This window comes from Chryseobacterium proteolyticum, from assembly GCF_046591535.1.
GTDB classification, from domain to species: domain Bacteria; phylum Bacteroidota; class Bacteroidia; order Flavobacteriales; family Weeksellaceae; genus Chryseobacterium; species Chryseobacterium proteolyticum.
This window is the reverse complement of sequence record NZ_JBJLWK010000001.1, coordinates 696,098-717,870: the sequence shown is the minus strand read 5'-3', so window position 1 is coordinate 717,870 and position 21,773 is coordinate 696,098. Positions and strand designations below refer to the sequence as shown.

Annotated in this window: 18 protein-coding genes and 1 pseudogene; 3 read left to right on the top strand and 16 right to left on the bottom strand. The window is 35.2% G+C overall.

The annotated features are described in order from the left end of the window. Position 1: 1 nt before the first annotated feature. From ACJ5H0_RS03245 to ACJ5H0_RS03235, 3 genes are all read right to left on the bottom strand, one after another. Positions 2-628 carry a TetR/AcrR family transcriptional regulator gene (locus tag ACJ5H0_RS03245; protein ID WP_172282614.1) on the bottom strand — a complete coding sequence of 209 codons (627 nt, stop codon included), beginning with the start codon at positions 626-628 and terminating at the stop codon, positions 2-4. A 146-nt stretch (positions 629-774) separates the two neighbouring features. Next, entirely contained in the window at positions 775-1,908 is a 1,134-nt protein-coding gene (locus ACJ5H0_RS03240) for an FAD-dependent oxidoreductase (RefSeq protein WP_411247155.1), read from the bottom strand. Between the two features lie 77 nt (positions 1,909-1,985). Then, on the bottom strand, positions 1,986-2,792 hold the full coding sequence (locus tag ACJ5H0_RS03235) for an AraC family transcriptional regulator (protein WP_411247153.1): 807 nt from the start codon (positions 2,790-2,792) through the stop codon (positions 1,986-1,988). A 124-nt stretch (positions 2,793-2,916) separates the two neighbouring features. Between ACJ5H0_RS03235 and ACJ5H0_RS03230 the strand changes: the two genes are divergently transcribed. After that, positions 2,917-3,195 (top strand): hypothetical protein, encoded by a 279-nt coding sequence (locus ACJ5H0_RS03230; protein ID WP_411247151.1) that lies wholly within the window; start codon positions 2,917-2,919, stop codon positions 3,193-3,195. A 106-nt stretch (positions 3,196-3,301) separates the two neighbouring features. On the opposite strand, the gene ACJ5H0_RS03225 is transcribed toward ACJ5H0_RS03230, so the two are convergent. Further along, positions 3,302-4,492 carry an MFS transporter gene (locus tag ACJ5H0_RS03225; protein WP_411247149.1) on the bottom strand — a complete coding sequence of 397 codons (1,191 nt, stop codon included), beginning with the start codon at positions 4,490-4,492 and terminating at the stop codon, positions 3,302-3,304. A gap of 88 nt (positions 4,493-4,580) precedes the next feature. On the opposite strand from ACJ5H0_RS03225, the gene ACJ5H0_RS03220 reads away from it, so the two are divergent. Beyond that, on the top strand, positions 4,581-5,429 hold the full coding sequence (locus tag ACJ5H0_RS03220; protein WP_172282620.1) for an AraC family transcriptional regulator: 849 nt from the start codon (positions 4,581-4,583) through the stop codon (positions 5,427-5,429). Positions 5,430-5,536: 107 nt separating this feature from the next. Further along, positions 5,537-5,824, top strand: coding sequence for a DUF6150 family protein (locus ACJ5H0_RS03215; protein WP_172282622.1), 288 nt, complete (start codon positions 5,537-5,539; stop codon positions 5,822-5,824). 30 nt (positions 5,825-5,854) lie between these two features. Here ACJ5H0_RS03215 and ACJ5H0_RS03210 read toward each other — a convergent pair whose 3' ends face one another. The 12 genes and pseudogenes from ACJ5H0_RS03210 to ACJ5H0_RS03155 all read right to left on the bottom strand — a co-directional run bounded on the left by ACJ5H0_RS03210 (position 5,855) and on the right by ACJ5H0_RS03155 (position 21,727). Continuing rightward, complete coding sequence (locus ACJ5H0_RS03210; protein ID WP_411247147.1) at positions 5,855-6,199, bottom strand: hypothetical protein; 345 nt, start codon at positions 6,197-6,199, stop codon at positions 5,855-5,857. Between the two features lie 146 nt (positions 6,200-6,345). Beyond that, positions 6,346-6,609: a hypothetical protein gene (locus ACJ5H0_RS03205; protein WP_411247145.1), complete on the bottom strand. Its 264-nt coding sequence runs from the start codon at positions 6,607-6,609 to the stop codon at positions 6,346-6,348. After that, complete coding sequence (locus tag ACJ5H0_RS03200; protein ID WP_411247143.1) at positions 6,581-6,790, bottom strand: hypothetical protein; 210 nt, start codon at positions 6,788-6,790, stop codon at positions 6,581-6,583. The genes ACJ5H0_RS03205 and ACJ5H0_RS03200 overlap by 29 nt, the downstream gene beginning before the upstream one ends. 101 nt (positions 6,791-6,891) lie before the next feature. Next, on the bottom strand, positions 6,892-7,464 hold the full coding sequence (locus tag ACJ5H0_RS03195; RefSeq protein ID WP_411247141.1) for a hypothetical protein: 573 nt from the start codon (positions 7,462-7,464) through the stop codon (positions 6,892-6,894). A gap of 1 nt (position 7,465) precedes the next feature. Then, a complete protein-coding gene (locus tag ACJ5H0_RS03190; protein WP_411247139.1) occupies positions 7,466-10,921 on the bottom strand; it encodes a DUF6443 domain-containing protein in 3,456 nt (1,151 codons plus the stop codon). Positions 10,922-10,927: 6 nt separating this feature from the next. Next, a complete protein-coding gene (locus tag ACJ5H0_RS03185; RefSeq protein WP_411247137.1) occupies positions 10,928-12,337 on the bottom strand; it encodes a hypothetical protein in 1,410 nt (469 codons plus the stop codon). 10 nt (positions 12,338-12,347) lie between these two features. Continuing rightward, on the bottom strand, positions 12,348-14,183 hold the full coding sequence (locus ACJ5H0_RS03180) for a hypothetical protein (protein ID WP_411247135.1): 1,836 nt from the start codon (positions 14,181-14,183) through the stop codon (positions 12,348-12,350). A 150-nt stretch (positions 14,184-14,333) separates the two neighbouring features. After that, the gene (locus ACJ5H0_RS03175) at positions 14,334-17,444 is read right to left on the bottom strand and encodes a hypothetical protein (RefSeq protein WP_411247133.1); all 3,111 of its coding nucleotides are present in this window, start codon (positions 17,442-17,444) and stop codon (positions 14,334-14,336) included. Positions 17,445-17,694: 250 nt separating this feature from the next. Beyond that, positions 17,695-19,332 carry a T9SS type A sorting domain-containing protein gene (locus ACJ5H0_RS03170; protein ID WP_411247131.1) on the bottom strand — a complete coding sequence of 546 codons (1,638 nt, stop codon included), beginning with the start codon at positions 19,330-19,332 and terminating at the stop codon, positions 17,695-17,697. 589 nt (positions 19,333-19,921) lie between these two features. After that, the gene (locus tag ACJ5H0_RS03165) at positions 19,922-20,332 is read right to left on the bottom strand and encodes a DeoR/GlpR family DNA-binding transcription regulator (RefSeq protein ID WP_411248055.1); all 411 of its coding nucleotides are present in this window, start codon (positions 20,330-20,332) and stop codon (positions 19,922-19,924) included. A 48-nt stretch (positions 20,333-20,380) separates the two neighbouring features. After that, positions 20,381-20,491 (bottom strand): annotated as a pseudogene (locus tag ACJ5H0_RS03160) (DeoR family transcriptional regulator); the annotation flags it as partial. Between the two features lie 51 nt (positions 20,492-20,542). Then, positions 20,543-21,727: an MFS transporter gene (locus ACJ5H0_RS03155; RefSeq protein WP_411247128.1), complete on the bottom strand. Its 1,185-nt coding sequence runs from the start codon at positions 21,725-21,727 to the stop codon at positions 20,543-20,545. Between the last annotated feature and the right edge of the window lie 46 nt (positions 21,728-21,773).

Genomic DNA, 21,773 nt, shown 5'->3' with positions numbered 1-21,773 from the left:
ATTAGCCTGCCGCCATCATGGCTTTTACCCAGATCGGGATAAGCTTTTTACGTTGAATCATTAAGGTATTGAACTCTTTATCGTTCAGTTCGCTGCTTCCAATCAACATTGGTTTTGCTATGAAGGGAAATACGGTAAGCCCCAACAGGTTAATTAGAAAATGTAAAGGATTAGGCTCGATAATACTACCCTTTTTCACCGCTTCCTGATGTTGCTTTAAAAAGACAGAAGATTGAATCACTTCTTTTAAAGGGATTTTTTGCAATAGAAGATTAGGATTGTTACGGAGCTCACTGATGATGAATGTCGGAATTTCCGGCTCTTTGATGATCAGGTCGATATACTTCCCTACCACCTCTTCTACTTTCTTTTCGAGAGTTGTTTTCTCTGTATTTAGCACCACTAACAAGCTTTGAAAGAATCCAGCCATAGTTTCGAGCATGATAATCTCAAATAATTTGGCCTTGCTTCTGAAATAATAATTGAGCAATGCCAGGTTGATATCTGCTTCTTCAGCAATATCCCTGGTTCTGGTTGCAGCGAATCCCTTTCTATAAAATACGATTCGTGCGGCTTCCTTTATTTTTTCTTCCGTTGAGGTATCTATTTTTTTAGATTCTTCTTTCATATTACAATCGTTCTTCTGTTGCAAAGGTAGAAAATATTTTTTAGGTTAAACAAGTAATTTAATCGAATGATTAAATTTATTTTTTATAAAGATATAACCTGAGTTGCGTCAACCCAGACTATATCTCTTTATGCAGAAGGTTATTGTTATTTAAAAAGCTGTAGGAAAGAAAAATCGGGATCGCGCATTTCTGCCTCGTTAACGGCTGATTCCTGTTGGGCTTCAGCTGCATACTTTATCATTTTCAGTTCATAATCTTTTATAGCTGCTTCTACAGTTTCAAAACTACCTTCAGTAAGATTTTCAGATAAGGTAAGGGTATCTACCAGGCCAATGTTTACACCCTGTCCGGCAAAAGGAGGCATCAGATGGGCTGCATCACCGATCAGAGTTATGGGAAGCGGTCTGCTATCTTTCCACTGTTTTAATGGTAATTTTCGGGTTGGTAATCCAACGAAGAAGGAAGTTGCCTGAAATACTTCCTGATAAGGTTTGCCCCAATCCGGTAATCTTTCGGAAAGAAACTGAATTACACTTTCTTTATCCTGAAAGTCCAAAGCATTGCCCTGATCCCATTCTTGAGGTTTTTGTATAATTAAACCATAAGTGAGCGAACCATTGTTATAAGGATTGGCAACGAATAAGCTTCCTTGGTTTGAAGTCATGAGCCTGCTTCCATCACACAGCCCGTACATTTGAGGAGAATTGATCTCAGGCTGCGGAACATCACCCTGGATAATAAAGCTACCGGTTTCTTCGATTTCGGCATCGGTGACATAGTTTCTAACTTTTGACATTCCTCCGTTGGCCACAATCACTAGATCAGCTGTTGCATCGGGCTGGTTTTCGAATTGTAGCAACCATTTGCCATTATGTTCTGTGAGGTTGGTCAGCTTTCTGTTCCATATAACGGTATCTGGAACTAAGCTTTCCAGCAGGATCTTTCTTAGCTGATTTCTGTTGATTTCAGGGTTATCGTACCGGTTTTCCGGAGTTGGCTTTCTGGTATATAAAGTATTGCCTTGTTGATCGGCAAATATAATTCCCATGGGAATTGCGGTTGTATAGTAGTTTTCAAGCAGTCCGGCCTTTTTGATGGCCTCCTGTCCTGAACCTTTATGAAGATCGAGCGTCCCACCCCATATTCTGGTTTGGGCGTCAAAGTCTCTTTCATAAACGGTTACATTGACTTCTTTTTGCTGAAGTAGTCTGGCCATAGTTAAACCTACAGGTCCGCCACCGATGATCGCTACTTTTTTGTCTTTTAATAAATATTGCATGTCTTTTAATTTGTATGTTAATTTCCATACAAATGTCAGAAATGCAGTAAGCTTAGGATTGTACAAATGCGACAAAATCATTGCTTACCGCTCGTTGTCTTTTTTTTAGCTTTTTTAGCGAACGCAGCAGGAGTAATACCGGTATACCGTTTAAACTCTCTGCTTAAATGGGATTGGTCCGTATATCCAAGATCAACAGCCAACCCGGCTAGATTAACATCAGGATGCAGCCATAAATGATTTCTGGCCTGCTCAAAACGCATCAGACCCGATACATCCTTAACGGTATGGCCGGATGACTCTTTAAATTTTCTTTCTAAAGTTCTTACTGTTGCATGAGCCGCTTCAGCGACCTGGCTGACGTGTAAAGTACCTTTGGCCTTTGTCATGGCAACTCCTGCTTTGAATAGCATGCTGTCGGTAGAAACATGTGAACGCAGTGTAAGGAAATATTGTTTTAGCTGATCTATAGCTTCTTCTTTTCTACCTTGCTGAATCAATGTATCCAATGTGGAATGAAGCTGTGCTATTGGGTGTTCAAAAGTATGTACCCCTACTTTACCGGAAGGAAGTTCCAGCAAATCGAAAACCGTCCATGGGAAACATCTTACCGCGATAATCTCCAGCCGGTTGGCCATATGGAAATGAACAGGCTGATTGAGCAGCCCCATCATAAATGGCGAAGGTAACGGATGAAGAATTCCGTTTTGAGCAACGCTGCATTCGCCACTGAAATAAAAAATAATTTCAGCATAGCCATCAGGAGTTACTTCAAAGAAGGATTGAGCTTCTGTTGAATCCCTCCTGTTGTACCAGAAACATTTTATAGTATCCTGTAATTGTTCCGGAACATCAAATTCCTGATGATACATTTCGGGAGGCATAATAAATGGATGTTGGTATTAAAGCTATATTTAAAAAGTAATACTAAATTAAAAATAAAATGGTCACGATCGGCCATAACCCAAGAAGAAACGTTTTAATTTAATGAATGAAAATTTTAAAAATATGAATGAAAATAAGCAATACGTAACTTATACGGTATCAAAAGACGGGATCCGGACAAAGATTGATGCCGAATCGATTATCATACAGATTGAAGAGGAAGAAATTGAAATCGCCCTGATTCCTCCGCATCCTGCTTGGAAAGGGAAACTGACATTATCCACGGGATCAGCCATTGACGGACGACATGAGGAAAGAGAACCCGGAGTACAATTTGTTATAGAACCCGGAGCATCTAACGTTGTACACATTACGGCAAAGAAACCATATAAAAGCTTTTAGAACCGATATCAAAAATAATCTCAATACAATCTTTTTCTGTAGAATATTCAGAATAAAAACTGTATTGAGATGAGGAGAAAAAATTTATTATTTAGTCAAATAGGATTTATTCGCAAACTGCAGGAGAAATTGTTATTTCTTCTTTTTCCTCAGCTTCTGATTCTATTTCTATTTTTTTCGGAAAAGTAATAAAACTGATAGCGAGTGTAACTCCCAATAATGCAATGCTGATCCAGACAATTTGATGAATTCCATATTTTGCAATAATTAAACCACCCACAAGAGCTCCTAATGATATCCCGATATTGTAGCAGGAAGTCAGCAGGCTGTTGACAAATTCAAGTGCGCTGTGAGGGACTGCCTGAGTGGTACGGATATTAGGAACCAGGAAACCTCCGGTGTGTATCATTCCCCAAAGAGAAAGAATCAGAACCATCGCCACAAAAATTCCCCCGAAGTAATAGGCTAATATCTGAACGGCAATCAGAGACACAAAAAACAATCGTACGGTAACAAGTAAATTTCTGTTTAGTGCAATCCCCATAAGCCAGTTCCCCAGAATTCCCATACCTCCGAATAAAAGAAGCATTACACTTATTTCTGCTCCATTCATCCGTGTAATTTTTTCCAGATATGCAGCCAGATATGTATAGCTTGAAAACATAGCAGCCAATGTAAGAATAGTCGAGACCAGATTGACCCAAAGTTGTGGACTTTTTAATACGTATAGTTGATTTTGTGATGTTTTATCTTTACTTGCAGGCATGGACGGAACAAAGAATAATAATCCTAAAAACGCAATCAGGCTCACAAAACTTCCCATATAAAAAGAGGCTTGCCAGTTATTAAAGAAATCCGCTGCATAGGTGGTAAGCGGAACTCCTAAAACGGTAGCCAAACTAAGTCCTGCCATTACCACAGAAACGGCTTTAGCACCACCCTGTTTAAATGCAATTGCCATTGAAATATTCCAGAACAGCGGATGCAAAAACGCAGGTAGAACCCGTGCTACCATCAACATGGTAAAACTGGTTGAAATAGAAGAAAGAAGATTTGATAATACAAATACACCAAGCACCATACATAATAAAAGCTTACGGTTGATCTTAGTGGTAAATGCAGTGATAAAAGGAGACGAAACAGCCACAGTAAGTGCAAAAGCACTTAACAGCCAACCGGCTGTATCTATAGATACATTAAATTCCCTGCTGATGTTGGGTAGAATTCCAATTACCCCAAATTCTGTTGTAATGATTCCAAAAGCTCCCAGAGCCAAAATATAAATCGATCGTTTCATGATGAGTCTTAAAATTATTCCACAAAATTGGACAGATTTTTTTTTAATAAATCAGTATATTTTAATGATAATTGAGTAATTTTGCAGGATGAATAAAGAAAATATAGACCGATTGGTAGATGTAGAGTACTGTAAAACAGAAAAGTGCCCCGTAAGGAATCTGCAGTTTTCTTTCTTTCAGATGGTCTATGTTATCTCCGGATCAGGATTTTTAGAAATCAATGATAATAAAGTTACCTACAACAAAGGTAGCCTGATCATGCTCACTCCTAATGACCAGCATTATTTTGAGATTTCTGAGATCTCAGAATTTTTATTTGTTAAGTTCAGTGAGAATTATGTAAGAGAATACAATTGGAAAAGCATAAACTGTATTGAATGCTTATTGTATCATGCTTCACATCTGTCAGGCTGTGTTTTGAAAAACAAGCCGGATGAATTTCTGGTAAAATCAATCGTAGATTCACTTCTGCACAATATGAAGCATAGTGATCTTTATCAGGAGGATCTCACACTTCATTATGTAAACGCATTAATTGTGATTGCAGCAAGAAATATTTCCAAGATGAGGCCTGTCAATGCAACGGTGAATGCAGACAAAAGAATGTTATCGATCATCGGTCACATTCAGACCCATATCTATGACCCACAACAGCTGAAGGCCTCTGTGATCAGTCAGAAATTTGGATTATCTGAAACTTATTTGGGAAGCTATTTTAAGAATCAATGTGGAGAAACCATTCAAAACTATATCTATAACTACAAAATGCGATTGATTGAACACAGGCTGATGTTCAGCGATATGCGGATCAATGAAATCGTGAGCGAGTTTGGTTTTGCGGATGAAAGCCACCTCAATAAGTTTTTCAAAAAGCGCCACAAGATCAGTTTAACCGAATTTAGAAAATCTAAACAGAAGGTTAAAGAAATGGTTTAATGGAAGGAGATATAAAGCATTGTGATCCATTAAATTATAATTTACTACCTTTAGGCCTACGGAATTGATTCAATACCGAAATATAATAACTCCAAAACACCGAACACATGCCAAGTATTAGTATTAAAAATTTTCAATCTAAAAATGATCTTGTAGTTTATGAAACTGATGTTGAAAGCTCAGCTGATCTACTGGTCTATAAAACAAACTCTAAACTGAAAGCTCTGGAAAATGAAGCGTTCTGGTATATTGAGAAATTGGAGAACAGCTCGGATCGTTCGATTTGTTTTTCCAATTCCAAAGCCGCTGCAGATTTATCAATTCATTATGTGGGTAATGATGCCAGTGCCGGATGGCAGGGCGAGCACCCGTTGAAAGGTAAGCTTAAAAGCTGATCCATTTACTGAATCATAGAAATTATATTTTTATAATAGAAAACCACTGTATTGCAGTGGTTTTTTGTTGGGAACAGAATGAATTTTAAAGTAATATTTCTTAAACCAGTTTAAGCTTATATGGCTTTTTAATCTTACATTTTTATATGTAGCTTTTGAAGTTGTACCATTATTTTTAATTAGTTCTATATAATCTTTTCTTGGAAGTTCTTTTTTGCAAGATTGTAATAAGTATATACAAAAAAATAGTAGTAATATTGAATTTCTCATGTTATTTTTTAGATTTTTTAACGCTATCTTACACAGCATTACTGTATCTTTCTCATTGACCTGCAATTTAGCTGTAATACTAGAATCCCTTAGTAATATTTTCATTAGTTCTTCCTTTTCCAAATAGTGACATTGCTAAGTCAGCTAATCTTGCCAGATCTACTGTATAAGTAGTAACATCTTTCCAATCATTCCCTCTACTTAACTATTAATCATTCCTCCCATAAAACCTCCTAAATCGACCATTTTATCTATATCACCTCTAAAAAAGGATTGCTATACTCAAGAGGAGCAGCTCCTCCAAGATTTGAGTAAAACTCTTGAGGTGAATTTTCCAGATTTGATAAATATTGAGTAAGATCAAAAGCTCCTTTTCCTTTTATAGTAGTTCCATCTTGAGTTGTTAAAATACCAGAAGAAGTATCTCCAGATGCTGTATTTGTATATGTCCCGTCATTATTTAAAGAATATTCTGTATCACCTTGCCTAACAAATCCTTCTTGGGAAACTCCCATAAACATTTGTATAACCAGCAGCAATTGCCTCACTAGGTGTATTAATATTAGATTTATAGGTTAATCTTTGACTACCATCATCAAGCAATTGATGAATCCATCCTTTTCCTTCTCTCCCGTCAGGATCAATAAAGCCAATCAGATTATTAAAAATATAGTTATAAGGGCTGTAACAACGCATTTTCTCCGTGAGCGTGTCCAGCACTACATTCCAGTCTCCTGCAATTCCTTTTCCATTGTACTTATAATTTTTAAAGTCACCAATCTTGTTGACTTTATTTTTTATTTTGAATTAACAGGTTTTAAACTTTTTACTGTCTCTTTTTCATATAAAAAAGGAGGATCAAAATTTACATCTTTAAGAGTTTTCTTTTTAATAGTATCAAAAATAATTTCTCTTTTTATGTATTGTTTTTTACCATCATGCATAAAACCATATACAGAGTAAGGTTCTCCGCTTTTACTATAAAAAATCCATTCACCTCTTCTTAAATATAAGTTTTGATCTTTATAATAATCTCCTTCCCCTTCACTGGCTGTTTTTCCATTTTTATAATAAATTGTTGTAATATAATGATTAGGTGCTTTCGTTAGATAAGAATATGAACTAACTTTTTGATCAGGAAAATATTGATATATTTTTATTACAGTTCCATTCTGGTACAAGTATTTACTGTCTAATTGCCCAGATTTGTCATATACTTCTGAGCTAACCAATTTTCCATTTTTATATGATGCCTTTGTAGTAGTGGCATTTTCTTTGATTAGTTCCACATGATCTTTTTGTGAATCTTCTTTTTTGCAAGATTGTAATAAAAAGAAGCAACAAGGTACTGCCAGTATTAAATTTTTCATATTATTTTTTCCGAGATTTTATAACACTATCAACTTTTGCTTGCACGTAAGGGTTTGTAATTTCATCATAATTCCTTCCTGTATGCCAATTTTGGTATATATCACCCACTTTCGGTACTTTAAAACGCATTGAATCTCTCTTGTCATCAATTATAAATTTAGCTGTAATAATAGTATCCCTACTAATATTCTCATTAGCTTGTCCTTTTCCAAATAGTGAAATTGCTAAGTCAGCTAATCCTGCCAGATCTACTCTATAAGCAGTAACATCTTTCCAATCATTTCCTCTACTTAAACTATTAACCATTCCTCCCATAAAACCTCCTAAATCTACCATTTTATCTATATTACCTCTAAAAAAAGGATTGTTATATTCAAGAGGAGCAGCTCCTCCAAGATTTGAATAAAACTCTTGAGGTGAATTTCCAAGATTTGATAAATATTGAGTAAGATCAAAAGCTCCTTTTCCTTTTATAGTAGTTCCATCTTGAGTTGTTAAAATACCAGAAGAAGTATCTCCGGATGCTGTATTTGTATATGTCCCGTCATTATTTAAAGAATATTCTGTATCACCTTCCCTAACAAATCCTTCTTGGGAAACTCCATAAACATTTGTATAACCAGCAGCAATTGCCTCACTAGGTGTATTAATATTAGATTTATAGGTTAACCTTTGACTACCATCATCAAACAATTGATGAATCCATCCTTTTCCTTCTCTCCCGTCAGGATCAATAAAGCCAATCGGATTATTAAAAGCATAGTTGTAAGGACTATGTCTTCTCATCTTCTCTGCCAACGGATCTTCCACACCCCATCTTCCCAAGTCAGGCATATACATCCTTGCCCCATAATCATACATTCCCGTCTCCTGCAATTCCTTGCCATTGTACTTATATTGATAAGCTGGATTTCCCGCAAGGCTATTATATCCCTCGTGTTTTAATCCAAAAGGATAATAATTGTTTTCTTCAATAATTTCTGTTCCGGATCCGGATTTGGTATAACTTAATCGCACATTCCCTAGATGATCGGTATAGTTGTAAATATACTTATTTTTTACAAAATCATAATACCCTTCGGATGTTGATATAAACTGTAATCCATTCGGTGTTGGTGGGGTAAGTGATCCTGTATAAAATTTATACTGAAAGCCGTCAAGATACTCTGTTGTATTTGTTTCTTGAATAGATGGTGCACTAAAAATTTTAGAAAGCTTTACTCCATCTGCTCTGTATAGATTTGTTGTGATTTTTTGCGCTTTAACTGGTTTTCCTGTTATTTTACTTGGAAGATTTAGAAAATTGTATTCAATTAATTCGAGGCTTTTGTCTTTATGACTAGTCATATTTCCATTCGAATCGTAAGTAATTTCATTTGGAGTTGCAAAATAAGGATATCCTGACAAATTTTTAGACGCATCTGAGACTTTGGATAATCTGTTTCCAGTGTATGAATACGTAAGATTATCTATCTGCATGGCAAGGCCATTGGTTGTGTTTTTTGTATTTCTGTATAATCGTGTAATATTTCCATTTAAATCATATTCCAAAGACTCTCCGAAATGATTTTCCTGTGGGACTGTTCCATTAGGTTCAGAATAATGCCCATAATTAAGCCTGTTTAAATTATCATAACTATAAGAATATCGTCTTAATACGTTATCTACAGAAGTTTTCCAGTCCACTTCTGCAATATTTCCATTGTATCTTGAAATAGCAAATAACGTATTAACTGGATTATTATACCTCAGCTCATACCCAAAAAGTTTTCCATTAAGGTTTGAAGGAGCATTAATTTGGGTCATCCAACCGCGGATGTTGTATTTATAATCTACCTGCTGAAGCGGGGTGTTTATAGTAGTTCCTCCAACCTTTTTACTTTCCAGCTGGGAAAGTTCATTGTAGGTATTTTGGCTCAGATATTCAATAGGACCGCCATTGACCTGGTGGGTATGTGTGAGAAGCCTGTCATTACTATCATAAGTAAAAAACTCCCGGGTGGATGTCTCCGCATCTGTTTTTAATCTTTTATGCCTTGTGGCAGTTTGCTTAACAAGTCCGGCAAAGCTAAGCTGGTAGCTCGTTCTTGTATATCCATCCAGGTGGTTGATCGAGTGGGTACTGATGAGTCTTCCTTTGGTATCATAATAATTATAGTTCTTTGTCCAGTTATCATCTTCAATGTTTTTAATAAAGGTCATTACAGGAAGACCTTTTGTACTAGTGTTATTTCCAGAAGAGTTATCTGTTAGGACGGGTTGGGCAAAAATATCAGCAGAGAAGGATGGGTTAAAACTGTATGATGGATAGGTATCATAGTAATTTATACTGAGTAATTTAAAATTGGATTGAGGATAAGTAGAATTAGTATAATAAATATCCATTCCACTATTATTAAAACTTGAAGAGCTTCGTACTTCATTAGAAGAACTAAAACCATTAACCGTTGCAGCTTGTGCGGATCTTCCTGGATAGCTGTCTAAAATTCCCGTATAAACAGGCCGCGAAAACTGGTCATATTTAGTAAAAAGCCATTGTCCTTTTGCTTCTAAATTAGCATCTCTTGTTAAAACTACCCGATCTGCTTTATCATACACCATAAATTCCCAACCTTTGCCTGGTAGTTTTTTCTCAACCAGTCTGCTTTTTCCATCATATCGATATTGATAGCAGAAATTATTTAATGCGGTATCATCTGGTGTTGCTGGAGAGCCTGGTGGAATAACAAATGCTAATTGGTCGTATTCATTATATACATAATAAGTATCTGCATTTTCAGTAGGGCTAATGACTTTTCGAACCAGCACAACTTGTCCCCTTCCATTTTTGAATTCTATGGTTTTATTTCCATCCTCATCGGTAACAGTATTTTTATAGAGGGTATTCGGTAAAAAATACTCAAGCAACTCAATCTTAGTGACTGTCATTTTTCCTATAGGATCCCATGTCGTTGTAGGTTTATATTTTCTAACATAATCCTCATGGATATTGGCATCATATTGAAACCTTACAGGTTTATCACTCCAGGCTGTCCCTACTTGTTTTTGTTCTAGTAGCCTGTCCAAAGGAGAATTTTCTAATGTCTTTTCAGCATAGATCTTTTCCTGTCCGTAAATCCCTACCTGAGTAGCATTGTTTAAAGGATTAGGAACAATGGCGCCATTGAGTGTCTTATCCTGGGGAACCGGTAGATAATCTTTTACCTGCCTTCCAAATCCGTCGTATTCGATATGAGTTACGACATCCCTTCTTTTGGGAGATGCTTTTATATTCACTATTTGTTTTGGCCTTCCCAGACCATCGAAATACTCCACAGTTTCTGAAACTCTTGCGGGCTGGTTATTGGCACTGTATTCTAAATATGTTTTAGAATATACATAATTTTCTGTCGGAGAAAGCTGTGCATGAGCTATTCCCGCCATTAATACTCCAATAGGAATGATTATTTTTTTCATCGTGTGTTAGTTTTTGTAATTGTATTTAAATTCCTTTAACGTCTTATATGTTATATTTCCGGAGCTGTCCACTTCCTGTTGGCGGATCTCTTTCAATCTGTTGGCAGTATCGTAGATATACACCTCTCTGATCCCTGATGGTGGAGTAATACTGGTTACTCCGATTAAAGGATCGTAAGTATACGTGGAAACCTGGTAGGAAGATGTGCCTGTATTTTTTCTGAAAGTATCCAGGGCCGTCATCAATAAATTTTCTTTTGCAGGATCTGAAGCATCTTCATTAGAAGCATTTACAATAGCTGTAATCTGTGATTGTGGAATGTCAGATAATTTTGCACCTTCAATTTTTGCAATAGGCTGTGTCTGGTTATATCCCCAGATGATTGTTGTGGGAACACCTGCTTTGGTAGTGTATTGCTGGATATTTCCTTTAGAATCATACTGATCGTAAGTGATTTCTGTAATGCCCGAAGAAAGGTTTGAAATATCATAAGATAGCATGGATGTGGGTACTGTTAATCCTTGTGTTTTAGTATCAGCCTCTGCCTGAGTTTTTGGATAAATCGTTTCCACTTTGGATATAATTTTAGTATTATTTCCAATGGTTTTACTCGTAGTCGTTTCCAGCGGAATACCTATCATATTTTTATCTATCATCAATTGATTGTTTTTTTCATAAGCGTAGCCTAAACTTACTTCACTTATCAGGTCAGAGAGTGTGTTTTTCTGTCTAACAGGATTTAAGTGGTTATATGAATTATCATAGTAATAATCTGTAATTTCATTTATTTCTTTGTCACCGAGATAATTAGTTACTTTAGTCTGTGTGTTTTTCATCCAGGCTGAAGTTATTTCATAGCGGTTTGTTTCAAAAACAGGAGTATATGAAATTGGAATATTATTCACATAAAGACTAGCATATATTCCTATGATATTTATTTGATATGGTCTTATTACTAGTTGTGGAAATTGGCCTACATAATCAGCGGACTTCTGATTAAAAAAACTATCCGAACTGTAATTGTTCTCTATTCTTCTTACAATTTTATTATTAGTGTCAAAAATTTCTTTTTTAATTAAAAGGCCTCTGGCAAACTGGTTATTAACAAAAGTAAGATAGGGTACTTTGCTATTATATGCATTTGTAGATCCTATATTATAATAGCTATCTTCCGTTTTCCATTTTTCATTATTGTTTACATTTATTCTTTCTGTAATAACCTTATTGTACACTACTGGTTTTCCGTTTATTGTCGCTAGATTGAAGTTTCCTGAATTACTGACAATAAGTTTTTCGCAGTAATTTCCATTATAATCATCAGGAGACTTTACTGAATAAAAATAGTTGAGAGGATCTCCCATAAATACTCCTGTGGAAATATTATTTTTATCAGTATATATAAACCTTTCTTCCATAATATTGTTATTAAAATTTTCTTGTTTGGTAATTTTTTTTAACGCGAATTCCTCCAACCGATTTGTTATATTTTTTATTTTCTGAGGTAACTTCATACCATTCTACCATCAGACAAGGAAGAGGCTTTGTAGTATCTAGATTTTCACTTCCTTGCTTGCGAAATCTGATTTTGTATAAGCTTTTCTTTTCTATAAAATACTCATACTCTTTACTGATTAAGAATTGTTTTAAAATATTATTATTTTGGTCAAGGAGTTCAGCTACAACATATGATCCTATAGGAAGACTTCCTGATCCATCATCATTAGGACTATATGGACTAGTGAAGGTAAATTTGAACTTTATATTGGCGCGAGTTGAATTTACTGTGAATTCTCTTCCTCCAATTGTTCCGTTTCCGCATTCCATAAACCCTTGACGTGAAACATTGATTTCTGGTCCTTCAAAATTAAAGTCATCCAATTCATAGTCAAGTTTCATTTTACCCCCTGTGGGATATATAATTTCTTTTAAACTTCCGGAAACAGCATAGGTGATATTGGGTTTTTTATCGTCCCCTAATCCATATACTTCATCTTCCATTGTAAAATAGGGAATTCCTGCATTATTTGTTTTTCCATTAGAATATCCCAAATAGTCGGTAGCATCAGATAACCTGTTAGGAAGAGGATTCTCCTCATAATATGTTAGTTTAAAAGAAGAGTTATCAACGGTATTTTTTACTTCATTTAATTTTAATCTTTTTGTTATTGAATTTGTATGATTGGGGTAGCCATTAATATTTTTAGTATCAGAGGTGGTGAAATAGCTTTTATTAAGAAAATAATTATAAATTAACTTATTTGCATTATCATAAGTTGAAATTTTTTCTAATGAAAGTCCGTTTATAATGTCTTCTCTACTATTATTATAAGTGAATAGTACGGAGCCTTCGGGATAGATAATTTTAGTGAGGTAATTTTCGGACATTACTTCTGTTAAAGATGCATACTCGTTATATTCAGAGCTTTTACTTTGTATACATGATACCGGATAGGAGAATCCCTTGTAGTAATTGCTTAAATATTGGTATGGAGTATTTATTGATGAATATTCAAATACGATTTCTTTTCCGGTATTAAGAATAATTTTCTTTATAATAAAATCGGTAGTTATAATATCATCGCTAGAAGGAATCTGTCCTCCTGTTGTTCTCATTTGGTTACCCTCTGAAAAAAAATATTTGTTACCATTATTATCAGTCAATGTAAAATAATCCTCTATTTTTATATCAGTTTCTGGTATTTTTATAATTTTTCCTTTACTATCAAAATAAAAGTCTCCTGAAGTACCTTTTACGGAATAAGAATAGATATCTGGCTGGGTATCCTTTTTATTATCTTTGAGTGGATTTTCAGGATCAAAAGAATTAAATCCTGTTATTATTGTCGCAAAATTCTGGTCACCGGAGTTTGTATTGGGTTCAAAGCCTCCATCTACCTGATTGATATTAGGAATTGCTCCCTTATCTTGATTTCCAAATATTTGTTTGGAAAGAATAATATCTCCAATAGACAAACTCCACCCAAGCCCTACTTTAGAAGCAACTTCTTTCACTTTTATACCCGATGTATGATATTTTAAGGAAATAGGAAGAGTGTAATCTCCCACTTGAATTGTATAAATGGGAATTATAATACTTGTAGTACCTGTATGAGTGCTAGGAGGAATATCTGTAAATTTGGATAGTTGGCTTGCGTCAGGAGATTTGATTGTTAAGTTGTATTTATTCGGCGCAACCTGATAATTTTGTCCATATATAAAATAGCTTATAAATAAAAATGGTAATAAAATTATATTTTTCATCATTATTAAAGTGGGGTTAGTGTGTTTTATTTTTAATTAATTTAAAATTAACGGCATTAAACTTTGTTATTTAGAGTAAGTGTAACCTTATTTAAAAATTCATTTATTAGACAAAATATATTATTATAAAACTTAGGCGATCATTGTATGCTAGTTTTTGTAATTGTATTTAAATTCCTTTAACGTCTTATATGTTATATTTCCGGAGCTGTCCACTTCCTGTTGGCGGATCTCTTTCAATCTGTTGGCAGTATCATAGATATACACCTCTCTGATCCCTGATGGTGGAGTAATACTGGTTATTCCGATTAAAGGATCATAAGTATAAGTGGAAACCTGATAGGAAGCCAGGTTTGTATTTTTTCTGAAGGTATCCAGGGCCGTCATCAATAAATTTTCTTTTGCAGGATCTGAGGCATCTTCATTAGAAGTATTTACAATAGCTGTAATCTGTGATTGTGGAATGTCAGATAATTTTGCACCTTCAATTTTTGCAATAGGCTGTGTCTGGTTATATCCCCAGATGATTGTTGTGGGAACACCTGCTTTGGTAGTGTATTGCTGGATATTTCCTTTAGAATCATATTTATTGTAAGTCACTTCTGTAGAGGGGGTATTATCCAGAATATTATAGGATATTGCTGAGCTTGGAAATAGATTTGAAGGATCATCATACTTTGTTTCTGATTTTGAAATCGTTTTTACAGCAGTATTAGCATTTAGTTTTTCTGTCACTGTAGTTTCTAATGGAATTCCAATCATATTAGCGTTAATCAGCTTTTGATTTCCTTTCTCATGGGCATAGCTGTAAAGGGTCTCAGTTTGAGAACCATCGGGATAGGTAGTAGACTGGCCAGTCAATTGTAAATGGGTAGGATTATCATAAGAATACTTAATTTCTGTCTTTAATAGCTTCCCATCGTAATAATCTTCTATAGTTTTTTTATCAAGATGAAACCAGGAAGAGATGAGCTTATATCCTGATACACTAAACGTACTCCAGTTGAGTAAATAAGGATCATCATATTCTGCGGTTGCATTTACAGAGGTTTTATGGAATTCATTTGGATAAATAGGAGGATCTATATGATCTATGTAGATCGAATTTGTGATTCGCGGAGCATCCCAGAATTTATAGCTGTACACTTCTTGTCTTGTAAGATCATATTTGTTATTATTATATAGAAAATATTTCACCATCTCCGGAAGTCCTCTTTTCCAATCATAAGAGGTTACTTGTTCCGTCCCATATCTTTTAGTGTCATTTATAAAAGTAAAGTATCGTTCTATCTTTTTTGCTGGAAAGTTTTGATATCGAACATTCTGAGTAAGTTCTGTAACTTTTTTATAGAAGATATGATAACCATTGTAACCCATTACGTTATAAGGTAACTTAGAGTGTTGTGTCTGATAGAGTTTGATATAATTAGCTCCTTCCTGTTGTCCTATATATTGCGGTAGTATCAATTTTTCACCATAGTAGAAATAAGGCCTTTCGTAAAGTAAACCAGAAGTTTTATCATTATTGGTATAATTATAAGCTTGTTTTCTTTCTTTCTGCCCATTATGGTCATAATGCTCTACACTTTCAATTCGGAGTCCTCCAACCTTAACATATTTTTCACCTGCTTTTATTCTTTTTACAGTAGTAAAAACGATTCCAAAGCTTTTCCCTGCATTTTCTTGTGTTTTGGAATATTCTATGAAAATCTTGTATTTTTTACCCGGTATGAAATCATGTATAGAAATACCTTCATTATTGAACCCAGGCTTTAAAGCAAGCTTAAAATATACGGCTTTATTATTTTCATCTAAAAAACCATAATCGATATAATTATTCGTTGTCTGTACCCCGTCATCTATTAAAGAGTACTGGATGGAAATAGTAGTTGATGATTCTAAACTATTATTTGGGAAAATAAATTCTTTTTCTTGTCTCTCGATTTGTCCTGTATATTGATCTGTGCCATCTTCAGCATAGACCCCTACCACATTGGTTTCTTGCTGGTATTTAATAAAATTTTCATCATAATAATCATTTAAGTCGTAATTAAGCAATACATATCCTTTAGTAGGGTATACAATCGATTTTAAAATGTTACTTTTTGTTGATTCAAGATCAGGTTCCTTCGCATTTGAAACAGAAATATAACCATTATCAAAACCAGCTGTAGGGATATATCTTAGAGATCTGTTATTATAATAGCCCCAATGGTCTAATGCTTCCGTATAGCGGTCAATGCTTTTCTCATTGTAATAGTTAAAAACATAAGGTTCTTCACCAGATTTCTTTATGCTTTTTAGTTTAAGCTTATATCCAACATTAAAATTATTGGATTCATGTATGGTAGTATTGTAATTAGACTTATTAACCCCAAAATATTCGTACTCGAAATCATAGTTTGTAATTTCTAATGTTTTTTTGATCACAATTTTATCTAAGGTTTTTGGCGCCTTTTGTGCTATCTTACCAGAGATATCTTTCCGATAATTGTTGTAATTAAAAATAACCTCATAATCATTATTAACTATTATTTTATTGAGAACTTTAGCCTTTACAATAGTATAATAATTAATTGTTTGTTCGAATTTTTCAGAAAAATATCGATATCTTATATAATCATTATTGGCTATATGTTCATATTCTACATCATCGTAATAGAAATTGACAATCTCATTCTGTGGTGTTTTGATTTGAGTTAAGTAAAACGTTAAATAAGAACTGGTCGATTGCCCGTTTAGAGAATTTATAATAGCTCCTGTACTATTGGTATAATTAAAACTTTCAGTAGTTTGTCCAAAAGTATAAATGTTTCCTTTTGTATCTATGATTTCATATTCCGAATTATTTTTTAAATTAATCTTTTCTCCTTTTTCCACAGGTATCGGATACGTTTTGATTTCGCCCTGCTGATTTCTGCTAAGAAAAAACTTCCCCGACTGACCAGGGATTGAATAATAAAATACATCTGCATTAACATCTAAAACAGGTGAGCCTGTATAATTCCTTCCGGTGATACGGGATAGTAAATAGTAGTCTGTACCAGGCTGTTTTAAGCTATCCATAATGGCCATTACGGCAGCACCTGCAGGACCTCCATAACCTGTCCCCATCATTATCGGAAATTTTAAATCACGGTTAATAGGAAGTTGAGCATCATGTTGCAAGTAACCGTCTATTAAATCATTTTTACCATTCACATTTTGAACAATTTTTCCTCCTGCAATTAAATCCCAACCTAATCCTACATTACTTGCCACTTCGGTTGGTTTATAACCAGAAGATTGATAATTTATTGAAATAGGTATTTCTAGGTTTTTCAGCTTGATGTTGTGGATAGGTATGCTAGAATTTATTACTCCAGTAGAAAGGTTTACGGGGATATCAACCACTTTTAAAATTGAGATTGCCTCTGGGCTGGAAGGAAAAGACACGCTTCTATAAGATTGTCCATTTGTATAATTTATTATAGCAATAAGAAATAGGTAAAATATAATTTTTCTCATCATGTTATTTTTTTATCAGTTTTGCGCTCGCTGTTTTGTTTTCATTGGTCTTTACCGTAACTAGGTAACCTCCCTGAATTAAATTCTGAGTATTCATCTTCGTTATCTTATTCTTAGTCTTCAAGCTTTGTATTTGTCTTCCTCCCATATCATATAAGGTAATGTCTGCCTCAAACCCATTCACTCTCGAACTCTCCAACCCAACCTCCACATAAGCATAATCTGATACCGGATTCGGGTAGATCTTGATATCCTGTTTTTCAATTAACTGATCCAGTTGCTTATCTCCCAGCTTCACAATCTTCCAGTTCTCCTTCCCTAGTTCCTCTGCACTGGTTCCTGCTAAAATGATGGAACCATCCCTGTTCAGCTTAATATCCGATAACCTCTCTTCTCTCTTTCTGGATTCTCCCTTCACATGCTTTCTCCACTGTTCATTTCCATTATGATCCAGATACAATATCCAGAATGTTTCATCATCTGTTTCTATTCTTCCTTCTGCCTGAGTATATCCACCCAACAATATTCCTTTAGTTGAGGGTTGAGAGTTGTCAGTTGATAGCTGATTTAGGGCAGTCATACCCATCAAAACATCCCTGTTTTTGAAGTTGTAGGATTTCTGCCACTGTTCATCTCCTCTTTCATTTAAAGAAACCAACCACAAATCTGTTCCTTCTTCTATTCCTACTGTTTTGTTTCCGGATCTTTCACTTCTGGATTCTCCTCCGATGATATAACCGTTTGAGGTTAAAGCCAGTGTTCTTAGATGATCATCTCCTTTTCCTCCCAGGTTCTTTTCCCATTCTACCTTTCCTTCTTTGTTTAGTTTTACGATCCAGTAATCTCCTTCACCAAAGTTTTCAGTTGTTTTTGCATAGCGGGATACGGAATCTGAGGTTCCTGTGGCTGAGTTTTGATTCCCGGAATCGAAAACACGAAACTCTGAACTTCTTGAATAGATTCCCAGAAGTGCTCCTCCGTCTCTTGTGGGGATCATCTTCTCCACTTCATCTAATCCTTTTCCTCCTAAAATAAGTTGTGAAAGTTCTTTTCCGTTTTTATCAAGTCTGATAACCAGGATATCTTTTGAACCATAGCCTTTGGAAGAATTCTGAACATTTCCGGCTACAACAAATCCTAAATCTGTGGACTGGATAACAGCTCTGGCTTCTTCATCAGCACTTGTTCCTAAAGTCTTTTGCCACAGCTCATCTCCAAATTCATTAATTCTAATGAGCCAGATATCTGATCCGCCTTTCGAGTCATCTTTTTTATCTATTCCCTTTCCGGAATATGAGGTTCCTGAAACTAGAAAGCCTCCTTCCTGGGTAGCTACGGTAGAAGACAAATAATCATGATTGTTTCCTGAGAAATATTTTTCCCAAACCTGGTCTCCCTGTTGGTTGAGTTTTACCAGATGAAAGTCATATCCATTATTTTGCTGGATGCTTCCAGCATCCTTCTTCTGATTTCCAGCCTGTATGACACTTCCTGTTATCAAATACTGCTGATCGATTGTAGTGGTTACCTGGCTTAGAAAATCCAGGGTTGAGGATTTGATATCTTTTTGCCAAACCACTTCCTGGGCCGATAGCCCGGAAATAATGCACATAGAAAGTACACTGAAGTAGAGTTTTTTCATGCCTTGTGTTTCTTATTAATGGCAGCTAATCTAAATGATTCATTCAGATTCGTCAAGAAATTATTTTGCTTATTTTATTTTTAAAGAAACTTTTAGAAAATCGGATGATGAATTTAATTTTATCTATTGGATTGTAATTAATTCATTTCTAAATGAAATTTATTTTAATGAATAAAAGTTATATGCAACATTAATTTATATGTTGATTTTATTCTTTGTTGAATCTTCTGTAGGCATATTAAAATTTTTAAATATTCTAGAAAATCAAAGAAATATCCTTAATAAAAAAGAAACGCCTTACACAGAATAAGGCGTGATTTTTAAGTCTTTTTTTTTAGAAGTTTTCCCCAAATTTGAGAGGTAAGACATAATTTATAAATAATATGATTAAAAAATACATAATATTATACATAAGCTTTTAGATTGATTTTTAACATTCAATCATACAGTTTATAATACTGTTCTCTACACAATCTGAACATTTAGCCTCCTGAAAGATTCCAGTTCATCATGATCGGCAGATAGATCTGTAATTAATACATCAAGATCTGAAATATCACAGATTTTAAGGGGCTCTGTACGTCGGAGTTTATTTTGATTGGCGAGTGCAATTGTTTTTTTTTGATGATCTGATCATGGTTCTTTTGGTTTCCGCATCAGTCATAGAAGTTGCTGATGCACCAAAATCTGCATCTATTGCACAGGTTCCCATGATGAAAAGATCTGCAATAAACCGGGACGCTTCATCACAGGTTGCATTTCCTGTAGTAACGGCTAAATCATTATCATAAATTCCTCCCAACAGAATCAGTTCTATCCCTTTGAATGTACTAAGGATAGGAATGAGCGAGGTGTTGTTCGTTATAACCCGGATATTGATAGTTGCCGGCATATAATTCGCAACTGCACAGAGGGTTGTTCCCCCATCTAAAAAGAGGGTCATCCCATCCTTAATGAATTGCTGAGCTTTTAAAGCAATTACATTTTTTTCCTCGGCCAAAAAAGACTGTCTGTCATGAAAAGAAAGCGGATCTTTCTCTCTTAAAATAGCACCTCCACGAACCTTGGATAAAAGACCATTGCGGTGAAGCTGCTCTATATCTCTTCGTACCGTGTCTTCAGAAACATTAAGATCTGAGGCCAGGCTCTCAAACATAACTTTCTTTTTTTTTCTTTAGCTGGGTCAGGATGACCTCAAAACGTTCTTCTTTTAACATGATGACGAAGTATTTCTGAATTTATATATGATGGCGACCACAACAAATAGCAAAGCTATAATTTCAAATGCGGCAGTCAAAGAAAAATGATGCGCAATAAAGCCTAGTAAAGCAGGACCTGCCAGTGATCCGGCATAACCTATTGTCGTAATTGCAGGAATGGCAACCGTGGAAGAAATTCCTGAAATCCTCCCGCCTTCACTGAAAAATACAGGAACAATATTGGCAGCTCCCAATCCGAGTAATATAAAGCCAAAAAGAGATAGCGGTACCCATGGACTAAACGTTAAAATAATTACTCCCGCTGCAGCAATAATACTTCCGCCTATGACCACTATCCTGCTGTTTAATTTGCTGATAAGGGAGTCCCCCGATAATCTCATAACAGCCATGGCTACAGAAAAAGCAGCATATCCTATCCCTGAAAATTCAGACTCCACGCCTTTATCATCTCTTAGAAATACGGCACTCCAATCCAACATAGCTCCTTCGGAGAGAAAAACCATAAAGCACATGATCCCCAGAATCAAAACTCTCGAATCCATCCATTGAAAACGGGAAGTCGTTTTACTTTCATGATCCACATGGGAAAACTGGATAATGCTTTTTCTTTCCGTTTCACGATCAAATAAATATCTGAATTGAATGATCAAAAGGAAAATAAGCAAAACGGATATACTTACTGCCGCATAAATCGGATTTAATCCCAGCTTCATAAGAAAACCCAGTCCTAAAGAACCGAAAAGCCCGCCAACACTAAAGAGTCCGTGTAGGGATGACATAATAGGTTTTCCATATTGATTCTGCACCTGTACTCCATGAGCATTCATAGCTACATCAATCGTTCCTATGCTGCACCCGAATGCGAAAAGAACGGCTCCCATAATATAAACATCCGATACAATCAATAGAAAAGGAAGAAGTAATGCACTCAACAAAACGCTTACAGCTATAATTTTCCGGCTCCCTATTTTATTGATCAGGAGTCCTGATAACGGCATCATCAACAAGGCTCCTCCTCCCAGCAAAAGCAACAGTAAGCCTAAATCGGCTTCATCTAATCTAAGTCTGTCTTTAGCAAAGGGAACCATAGGTGCCCAACTCGCAATTCCCAATCCACAAACTAAAAATATAAGCTGGGTAGCTATTTTTGCTTTCTTTACCGTTTCAGAGACCATTAATGTAATTATTTGTTTTGCAAAAATATGCAAATTTGCATTATAT